At 43.5% G+C, this 10,225-nt stretch carries 9 protein-coding genes; 1 reads left to right on the forward strand and 8 read right to left on the reverse strand.

The features are described 5' to 3' along the window. Positions 1-274: 274 nt before the first annotated feature. The 8 genes from L634_RS0127020 to L634_RS0127060 all read right to left on the reverse strand — a co-directional run bounded on the left by L634_RS0127020 (position 275) and on the right by L634_RS0127060 (position 9,219). The gene (locus L634_RS0127020) at positions 275-895 is read right to left on the reverse strand and encodes a thymidine kinase (protein WP_026585097.1); all 621 of its coding nucleotides are present in this window, start codon (positions 893-895) and stop codon (positions 275-277) included. Positions 896-1,400: 505 nt separating this feature from the next. Then, entirely contained in the window at positions 1,401-1,613 is a 213-nt protein-coding gene (gene rpmE / locus L634_RS0127025; RefSeq protein WP_009332279.1) for a 50S ribosomal protein L31, read from the reverse strand. Positions 1,614-1,839: 226 nt separating this feature from the next. Continuing rightward, positions 1,840-3,108, reverse strand: a complete 1,269-nt coding sequence (gene rho, locus L634_RS0127030; RefSeq protein WP_026585098.1) for a transcription termination factor Rho — start codon at positions 3,106-3,108, stop codon at positions 1,840-1,842. A gap of 359 nt (positions 3,109-3,467) precedes the next feature. Then, positions 3,468-4,430 carry a class II fructose-bisphosphatase gene (glpX, locus tag L634_RS0127040; RefSeq protein WP_026585100.1) on the reverse strand — a complete coding sequence of 321 codons (963 nt, stop codon included), beginning with the start codon at positions 4,428-4,430 and terminating at the stop codon, positions 3,468-3,470. 204 nt (positions 4,431-4,634) lie between these two features. After that, positions 4,635-5,921, reverse strand: a complete 1,287-nt coding sequence (locus L634_RS0127045; protein ID WP_026585101.1) for a UDP-N-acetylglucosamine 1-carboxyvinyltransferase — start codon at positions 5,919-5,921, stop codon at positions 4,635-4,637. 960 nt (positions 5,922-6,881) lie between these two features. Next, complete coding sequence (gene fsa / locus L634_RS0127050; RefSeq protein WP_026585102.1) at positions 6,882-7,526, reverse strand: fructose-6-phosphate aldolase; 645 nt, start codon at positions 7,524-7,526, stop codon at positions 6,882-6,884. A gap of 201 nt (positions 7,527-7,727) precedes the next feature. Further along, a complete protein-coding gene (locus L634_RS0127055) occupies positions 7,728-8,585 on the reverse strand; it encodes a class II fructose-bisphosphate aldolase (protein ID WP_026585103.1) in 858 nt (285 codons plus the stop codon). A 256-nt stretch (positions 8,586-8,841) separates the two neighbouring features. Further along, positions 8,842-9,219 (reverse strand): response regulator, encoded by a 378-nt coding sequence (locus L634_RS0127060; RefSeq protein WP_181395926.1) that lies wholly within the window; start codon positions 9,217-9,219, stop codon positions 8,842-8,844. A gap of 213 nt (positions 9,220-9,432) precedes the next feature. Here L634_RS0127060 and L634_RS0127065 point away from each other — a divergent pair, with 213 nt between their 5' ends. After that, positions 9,433-9,954: a DUF2529 domain-containing protein gene (locus tag L634_RS0127065; protein WP_026585105.1), complete on the forward strand. Its 522-nt coding sequence runs from the start codon at positions 9,433-9,435 to the stop codon at positions 9,952-9,954. Positions 9,955-10,225: the final 271 nt, after the last annotated feature.

The following is a 10,225-nucleotide window of genomic DNA, read 5'->3' on the forward strand; positions in this document are numbered from 1 at the left end:
AAGACCTTTTTTCCGACTCTCTCCCTTTTTCGGGCGTCATGAAGCCTTCATGAAGACCTTTTTTCCGAGTCTCTCCTTTTTTCGGGCTTCATGAGGCCTTTATGAAGACGTTTTTCTGGTTCCTCTCACCTTTTTGGGCCTCATGAAGACGTTTTTTTCTCAAGTTGTAAAGTCATATTTTCGCTAAAACGAGATTTATTCAGATAATCCTTTTCTTCATAAAAAAAACTGCCCGGAAACAACGCCAGGGCAGAGAGATCGTTAAGTATAAATATTATGATAAAGACTCAGTTGTCTCGGGATTTTCTATAACATTGGGCGATTTGGGAACTTCATGATGATGGCGGCAGCGGGGTTCATACGCTTCTGATGCGCCAACCAGAATTACCGGATCATCATATGAAGCTGGCTTTCCATTGATCAGGCGCTGTGTTCTGCTGGCAGGCGATCCGCAAACGGCACATACAGCCTGAAGCTTAGTTACCAATTCAGCAATCGCCATGATCGCAGGCATTTGGCCAAATGGCTCCCCTCGGAAATCCTGGTCAAGTCCGGCAGCAATGACACGGTGTCCGCTGTCTGCCAGATGCTGGATTACCTTGACAATCTCATCGTCAAAAAACTGCACCTCATCAATGGCAATCAAATCAATTTCAGGATTAATGTGTTTAAAAATATCGGTAGACTGTTTTATGGGTCTAGCTATGATAGAAGTTCCATTGTGTGAAACGACAGCCTCATCACTGTACCGGTTATCAATTTGCGGCTTAAATACAGCAATCTGCTGCTTGGCAAACTGAGCTCTTCGTACACGGCGAATCAGCTCTTCTGATTTGCCGGAAAACATGCTTCCGCAAATGACTTCCACCCATCCGTGATGATTCATAACGTACATGAACGGCCTCTCCTTCCTCGTACTAACTAATATAATTTCGAAAAGCGTAAGGCGCCTGCTCAATTAAGAACGCAGACTAAGAACGCCACGTCCTGCGGCAACGCCTGCATGACCCGCATCCTCCCAAAAGCTGTCTCTTTTGGTCGTGCGATGATTATGCTGACGAAGCCTTCCTTTTCCTGCTGGCCTCAAGCATAAGACAAGCCGACGGAAAGGTTGAACTTTACCTTTTTGTCGGAATGGCTTATGACCTCGAGCCGATGGCGCCTGAAGCTAGACACCAGTCAGACTTCAAAATTACACTTTTCTATTTTTTGTTCTATTTATTATTTTATGAAGAAAGGGTCGAGCTGTTAAATTTACATTGTACTCGTGCAGTTTTTCAGCAGCCTGGGTAAAAAGGCCCCGCAAAAACAGTTCTTCATATCCAAATCAGGCCGTCATCCGGCCTTCATTCGCAATAAAAAACAGGCAAGAAAGTTAACTTGCCTGTTTTTGTTGTTTATTATTTTTGTTCTGACTTAATGCCGTATTTCTTATTGAAACGGTCAACACGTCCGCCAGCTTCAGCGAATTTTTGACGTCCAGTATAGAATGGGTGGCACTCAGAGCAAGTCTCAACACGGATCTCTTCTTGAACAGAACCGGTTTCGAACTCATTACCGCAAGCACATTTCACCATTGCTTTTTTATAGTTAGGATGAATTCCTGATTTCATTCTTTTCATCTCCTTCCGCCCTGAATCATTCGAAACAGAGTTATATATTACGGGCAACCAGCGATTGCCGTAAACTTCAAAAACACACTGTGATCATTATAACAAGTACAAGTATAATTTGCAATAAGCGAATTATGCATCCTAAATTTTCCCAAAGGCTTTTTCTTATTGCTTTATGATTGATGCCATAAACATACTACCAATAAGATACTGCTAAAAAGCTTTCTTATTGAGAGCGCTTGGCCTTCATTTCTTCCGCCAGATTGGCAAAGAATTCTTCATTTGATTTTGTCTGTTTCAGCCTGCGAAGCAGTTTTTCTGCAAAGTCAGGTGAATCGGACATGGATTTCCGGATTGCCCATAGCTTATCAAGATGATCTTTCTGGATAAGCAATTCTTCTTTTCGCGTTCCGGAACGGCGGATATCAATTGCCGGGAAGATTCTTCTTTCAGCCAGTGAGCGGTCAAGGTGAAGCTCCATGTTTCCAGTACCTTTGAATTCTTCATAGATGACGTCATCCATGCGTGAACCAGTGTCAACAAGCGCTGTTGCAAGAATGGTTAAGCTTCCGCCTTCTTCGATATTGCGGGCTGCCCCGAAGAAACGCTTCGGACGGTGGAAAGCAGCTGGATCAATACCGCCGGAAAGGGTTCTTCCGCTTGGAGGAATGACCAGGTTATAAGCTCTTGCCAGCCTTGTGATACTGTCCATTAGAATTACAACATCGCGCTTATGCTCTACTAAACGCATGGCACGTTCAAGAACAAGCTCCGCCACTTTAATATGGTTTTCCGGCACTTCATCAAACGTTGAGCTGACAACATCGCCAGCAACAGAACGCTCAATATCAGTTACCTCTTCCGGACGCTCGTCAATCAAAAGGACGATTAATTCCGCTTCTGGATGGTTGGTCGTAATGCTATTGGCAATTTCTTTTAAAAGCATTGTTTTACCAGCTTTAGGAGGCGCAACAATCAGACCGCGCTGACCGAATCCGACTGGTGCGAGCAAGTCCATAATTCTTGTGGAAAGCTGCCTTGTACCTGTTTCCAGCTTCATATGGCGGTTTGGATATAAAGGTGTCAGACCCGGGAAGTGAACACGCTCTTTCGCTGATTCCGGATCATCGCCATTCACCGCTTCTACTTGAAGCAGACCGAAATAACGCTCGTTTTCCTTCGGAGGGCGTACCTTCCCTGAAACCTTGTCACCGTTCCTTAGATCAAAGCGGCGGATCTGTGAAGCTGAAATATAAATGTCCTCAGAGCTTGGCGAATAGTTGATCGGACGCAGGAAGCCAAACCCCTCCGATTGGATAATTTCGAGAACACCTTCCATGAAGAAGTAGCCTTCCTGCTCTGCTCTTGCTTTCAGGATGGCAAAAATTAATTCTTTTTTCGATAACTTGCTGTAATAAGAAACTTTATATTCACGGGCAAGTTCATAAAGCTCTTTTAGCTTCATATTTTCTAAACTTGAAATATTTAAACCCATTTTTACACCACACTTTTGAAATTTTCAATCATTTCCTTCATATGCAGCTGTACTAATATTGGACTTTATATGAAAGGAAAGGGAAAGACGCTTTTGAGGTCTTGAAGCGGTTGAAGAATATCTATATTTTGTGTTTCTGCTGAATGAAAAAAAGTTCGAGGAATAGCCGGTTAGGAGCCCGTTTTTCAGTTGAAATATGGAGGTTTCCTCTTCAGTAAAAAACAATCTCTATTTTACCCCTTAATATGAAATTTAATCAATAACAAAATTTGAAATGGAAAATATAACAGGAAGGTAACGAAAATGGGCAGGCTGGCACCCAGGCCAGCTCCCATTTCCAATCTTTCTTTTTGCTTTTCTTATTTAATGACAAGATTAGGCTTTTTATTCAAGCTATGGCGTCCCTCGATAAAGCGAACTGTCCCTGACTTAGCCCTCATAACAACCGAATGGGTAGAGCCATAAGATCCTTTAAACTGTACGCCTTTTAAAAGTTCTCCATCTGTCACGCCTGTTGCCGCAAAAATTGCGTCATCGCCTTTTACCAGGTCCTCCATAAGAAGAACTTTATTAATATCAAGGCCCATCTTCACGCAGCGCTCAGCTTCTGCGTCATTCTGCGGAAGAAGCTTGCCCTGGATTTCCCCGCCAAGGCACTTAAGGGCAACTGCTGCCAGGACGCCTTCAGGAGCCCCGCCTGAACCAAACAAAATATCAACACCGGTTTCGTCGAAAGCTGTATTGATTGCACCGGCAACATCCCCATCATTGATCAATTTGATTCTGGCACCAGCATCGCGAAGCTGGCTGATAATATGCTCATGGCGCTCACGGTTAAGAACTGTTGCTACAACATCTTGTATATCTTTATTTTTTGCTCTTGCTACCGCTTTCAAATTATCCAGAACAGAAGCATTAATATCAATTTGCCCAACTGCTTCCGGACCGACAGCAATTTTGTCCATGTACATATCCGGTGCATGCAGCAGGTTTCCATGATCTGCAACAGCCAGTACTGCAAGCGCATTCCAGCCGCCCGATGCTACGATGTTCGTGCCTTCTAATGGATCGACTGCCACATCAACACGGGGGCCATAGCCGGTTCCAAGCTTTTCCCCAATGTAAAGCATTGGCGCTTCATCCATTTCACCTTCTCCGATTACAACTGTTCCCTTCATTGGTACAGTATCAAACACATCCCTCATCGCAGAAGTGGCTGCATCATCCGCTTCATCCTTTAATCCGCGCCCCATCCAGCGTGCAGATGCTAAAGCTGCACCTTCTGTTACACGGACTAGCTCCATTGACAAACTTCTTTCCATCGATCTTTCCTCCCCAGATTCTAAGGCTGATTGCATAGCGACTGCGGTCGGCCCTATCACTCGGAACCGCACAGTCACCTGCCTTAATTTATTGGTAAGACTTTATATGTTATAAAATCACAGAACACGCACCTATCTTAGCTCAGGCTAATGGCTTCAAGCTGATTGCGCCTGAAGCCCAAACTCCTGTCCGTGTTCCGGAACTTATGCGTTTTTCATTTGTTCCAATTCTTCTTTTGTCATTTCTTCGCGCCAGATTGTAGCCCCAAGCCCATTAAGTTTTTCAACAAGATGGCTGTAGCCTCTGTCAATATGCTCAAGGCCCGTCACCTCGGTAACCCCCTCAGCCATTAAACCGGCCACAACCAGTGCAGCGCCAGCTCTCAAATCACTGGCTTTGACTTTTGCACCTTGAAGCTGGACTGGGCCATTAATGATTGCTGAGCGGCCTTCCACCTTAATGTTGGCATTCATTCGGCGCAGCTCATCAATATGCTTAAAACGGGCACTATAAATGGTATCAGTAACCATGCTTGTTCCTTCAGCCCCTGTCAGCAGTGATGTCAGCGGCTGCTGAAGATCAGTAGGGAAGCCAGGATATACAAGCGTTTTAATATCAACAGCTTTCATTTTTTCAGCTGGGCCGACAAAAATCTGATCGTCATTCGTTTCCACTTGGACACCCATTTCGCGAAGCTTGGCAATTAGGGATTCAAGATGGTGTGGAATGACATTGTCGATGAGTACACCCTCTCCTGCAGCAGCGCCTACAATCATATACGTACCCGCTTCAATTCGGTCTGGAATGATGGTGTGCTGGCAGCCATGCAGGTTTTCCACTCCGTCAATACGGATGACATCTGTACCGGCTCCCTTAATTTTTGCACCCATATTGGTAAGCAGCGTGGCAACGTCAATAATTTCCGGTTCTTTTGCAGCATTTTCAATAATCGTTCTGCCCTTAGCCCTTACAGCAGCCAGCATAATATTAATGGTAGCCCCTACGCTGACCACATCCAGGTAAATACGGGCCCCGCGGAGTTCATCTGCACGCAAATAAATGGCTCCCTGTTCATTCGTCACGCGTGCACCCAGGGCTTCAAACCCTTTAATATGCTGATCAATCGGCCTTGGGCCAAGATGGCAGCCTCCAGGCAATCCAATGACTGCTTTCTTAAATCGGCCCAGCATCGCTCCCATCAAATAGTAGGAAGCCCGCAGTTTTTTTACTTTTCCGTTCGGCAAAGGCATGGAGATCATGGAGGATGGATCAACGGTCATATTGCTATCTGTAAACTCAACCGTTCCCCCGATTTCCTCAAGGAGATCTTTTAAAATTTGAACATCCGAAATATCCGGCAAACCTTCAATTGTCACAGGCGACTCCGCTAAAATGGTAGCAGGGATCAACGCTACCGCACTATTCTTGGCTCCGCTGATCCGGACCGTTCCCTTTAAAGGATATCCGCCTGCAATCATAAGCTTTTCCATTTGTAACTCCCTTCTAAGCCGTTGTTAATCGTGCATGCTGCAGTAATCAGCTCTAAGTTAGAAAATGTCTAGCTCCAGTGCCCAGCCAGTTTTCATCCCGAATGGGCTCCCTTGAATATCTAGCGAGGAGCATGATTCGGAGAATGATGCTTCGAGCAGCTCGAGTCATAAGCCAATTAAACCGGATATAAGAATTCCTGTGTGATTTGGCTTATGCTTGCCGGGTTTGCACAGGATGTGCTGATTTCAATGTTCGCCACATAACGCGGCGGTTCTTAGTTGAAGTTCATCCTTAAAGGCACTTCCGCTTTTCTAATGAGAGCCCTTACAGCAAAGGCTATACACTACTTTTCTAACCAAATACATCAGAAAATAGCCCTAGCTACTATAAGAAACCAAATAGGCTTGTCCTTTTGTTAATCGCAGTCTAACGGACAGTACTCCTCTCAAGTAAAATCATGCAAATTAATTAGTTTTTGAGGAACTGCCGCAAAGGCCCGATTTTTAGAAACTCAGACTTAAAGCGCCACGTTTCTTCCAGAGCTATCGCTTTCGGTCGTGCAATGTATCCCTGCCGTAGCTTTCCTTGTCTGTGGCAACGTCTTTAGGACCCGCTTCCTGCGGGCCTCAACTAACATTCAGCAACAATAGCCGCTGAATGAAGTTTCACTTAATATCGGAAACATTCATTTGGAAAATATGCACTTTCATATTAACATGTATCTGGCGTTTGCAACATTGCAAGTTATACAAGGAACAATTTTCCATCATTTTTTTACATAGTCCGACATTATCTTTATCTTATAGTTTACACGAAAAATCAAATCTCATGTATCGATAGCCAAAAAAGTTAAAATTAAGAAAGAAGTACTAAATGCAGAGGTTTAAGATATGGGGCTGGCTTTGTTCCAATCCTTGGAACAAAGCCAGGTGCCTAGAGTTATTTTACTGAAGAATGAATTAGCCTCTGGAATTCCAGTCTGCCAGGAATGCCTCAATCCCCTTATCTGTCAGCGGGTGGTTGAATAATTGCTTGATTACTTTATATGGAACCGTCGCAATATGCGCTCCTCTTAAAGCTGCATCCGTTACATGCTGTGGATGTCTGATGGATGCCGCAATGATTTCCGTATCAATATCATGGATAGCAAAAATTTCTGCAATAGTAGAAATTAAATCAAGACCGTTATGGCCGATATCGTCCAAACGGCCAAGGAAAGGTGAGACATACGTTGCACCGGCTCTTGCTGCAAGCAGTGCCTGGTTTGCGCTGAAAATCAACGTAACATTCGTTTTAATGCCTTCTTGAGAAAAAGCGCTGACAGCTTTTAAACCATCTGGCGTCATTGGAACCTTGATTGTGATATTTGGTGCAATGGCAGCAAGCTCTTTTCCTTCCTTAATCATTCCTTCTGCATCGAGGGCGATTACCTCTGCACTGACTGATCCTGGGACCAAATCTGTAATTTCGCGCAGGCGGTCAGGAAAGGATACATTTTTTTCTTTTGCAACCAATGATGGATTTGTTGTTACCCCAGCTACTACACCAAGAGAAAAAGCTTCTTTAATTTCTTCCATATTTGCCGTATCGATAAAAAACTTCATAATAATCCCACCTTGTTTAATATTTTGATAATTGATGATGCAGTTATCGTAAGTATTATTAAATAAAGTCTATGTCTTGTAAAGCTTGATTAACTTTTATTGTCCAAGGATGTTTCAAATTCTCCATCTTTATAAAATACAGGGAAACCGCCTCTAAAATCTAGAAGGCGGTTTCTCATGCAATACTTGTTTAGTTCTTGTTTATGCTTTGTTAGAAGAACCAAACTCGCGCATTTTGCCGATAACAGTTTCTTTGATTGCCTCACGTGCCGGCCCTAAGTATTTACGTGGATCGTACATTTCAGGGTTTTCAGCAAGCACTTCACGAACGCGCTTCGCAGAAGCAATTTGGTTCTCTGTATTAACATTGATTTTAGCTGTTCCTAAAGAAATAGCTTTTTGGATATCTTTTGTTGGGATGCCTGTGCCGCCATGAAGAACTAGAGGAACACCAGTGAGATTTCCAATCTCTTCCATTTCAGCAAAACCTAAGTTAGGCTCGCCTTTGTATGGGCCATGAACAGAACCAAGTGCAGGAGCAAGGCAGTCAATGCCTGTACGCTTCACTAGCTCTTCACATTCTTTTGCATCCGCATAAATAACGCCATCAGCAATAACGTCGTCTTCCTGTCCGCCGACAGTTCCTAACTCCGCTTCTACTGAGACGCCCTTTGCATGCGCATATTCAACTACTTTGCTGGTAGTTGCAACGTTTTCTTCGAAAGGATCGTGGGAAGCATCGATCATAACAGAAGTGAATCCTGCATCGATGGCTTCTTTACATTTATCAAAACTTGAACCGTGGTCTAAATGGATAGCCACTGGCACTGTAATTTTGTAATCTTCCAGAAGTCCTTCAACCATTTTTACAACCGTTTTGAAGCCGCCCATATAGCGAGCTGCACCTTCGGAAACACCAAGGATAACTGGTGATTTTTCCTCTTCTGCTGCTTGCAGGATAGCCTGAGTGAACTCAAGGTTGTTTAAGTTAAATTGACCTACTGCATAGCCTTCTGATTTTCCTTTATTCAGCATTTCAGTCATAGAAACTAAAGGCATTTTTCTTCCTCCTTATTGATGATCGTCTTGTTTTTCACAGGTAATGGACTGTTAAAGTTTTCCCTTTAACACTACCGAATATGTACCCTTTAAAATCCCTGATAAACGAAAGCGATCCTATGGAATTCATTTGTTATCATACCAAAAAGGATTTAGAAATGCCATCAATCTAGAGGGGTTTTTCTTAATTGTCATAAAGCAAACGCTATCATTTTTATTACGATGGAAATTCAGGGTAAAAAAGGTTTTTTTCGTTTTAATTCGAATTGGGAACCGGCAAATATTTCTTCACCGCAGCCCGAATGTCATCGATATCAAATGGTTTTGCAAAATGGGTAAGAGCGCCTAGATCCTTGGCTTCCTGAATCATATCCAGCTCACCATACGCAGTCATGATGATAACCCGGATATCTTTATCAACCACTCTCATCCTTTTTAAGATTTCAATTCCGTCCATTCCCGGGATTTTCATATCGAGAAGGACGAGATCAGGCGAATGCTTGGAAACAATGTCGAGAGCCTGGACTCCATTGGCAGCCTGGTATGTGTCGTACCCTTCTTTCTGTAATACCTCATTAAGTAAAATACGGATTCCGAACTGATCATCTACGATTAAAATTTTCCCTTTCATCAAGCCACCTCTTCCTGTCGTATTAAAAGCACTTACGATAAATACTCACACAATTATGACTGCAGGTCACTTAACTATACATTCTCCTATAGGTAATTTCTCTACAAAACAACACAATTCCTGCTATTATTTGCAATTTTACTGTGAATATTTTACCTTTCCCTTTTGTTTCTCTATAATAGAACCGCACAGCATTGACCGAAGGAGTGATTTACTTTGCTAAAAATGTTTTCTACCCAGCTGACGGGATTATTTAAAAGATTACAGGAAAAAGAGGAATTTTCCATCGAGGACAGTGCGCGCCTTTTGGCTCAAGCCGCTGCAGGAGAAGGAAAAATTTATATTCATGGCACAAAAGAAATGACAGGGATTGGCTGCGAAGCCACCCAAAGCCAGGAACCGCTAAGAGATGCCGCTATTCTGCAAAAAGCGGATGAAATCACTGAGACGGATAGAGTAATAATCTTTTCAAGGAATTCCGATGATGAAGAGGCTCTAGGACTTGCGAAAACCCTTGCTGAAAAAGGAATCCCCTTTGTGGCAGTAAGCACCGCAGTAGCAGAAGGCAGCGAAAGCCTTGCTGACCTGGCAGATGTTCATATAGATTTAAAGCTAACAAAAGGGCTCCTCCCTGATGAAGAAGGAAATCGCTTTGGGTACCCTGCCTCCATGGCCGCTTTGTTTGTGTATTATGGCATTAAATTCACCATTGAAGAGATTTTGGCTGAATACGAATAATATTTTTGCCGATTTTCTAGATTTGAAGATTTATCCATTCGAATGAATATAAAATCGAAAACTTCATATTATCCGAAAGGCTGTGTTAAAGCTTATTGTTGATTTTAGCACCCTGTTGATTGGAGCGGAAGGTACGAGCTCCTCGAAAATGCTACCGCATTTCCTTCGTGCGGTGTTAATTCGGGGAAGCTTATTCAATGTCCTGCGGGAGAAGCGTGTCAGCGGGAGACCCCGCAGGTGCGAATGCACCGAGGAGCGTCGGACCGCCCGC

This window comes from Bacillus sp. J33, from assembly GCF_000518885.1.
Taxonomy (GTDB): domain Bacteria; phylum Bacillota; class Bacilli; order Bacillales; family Cytobacillaceae; genus Cytobacillus.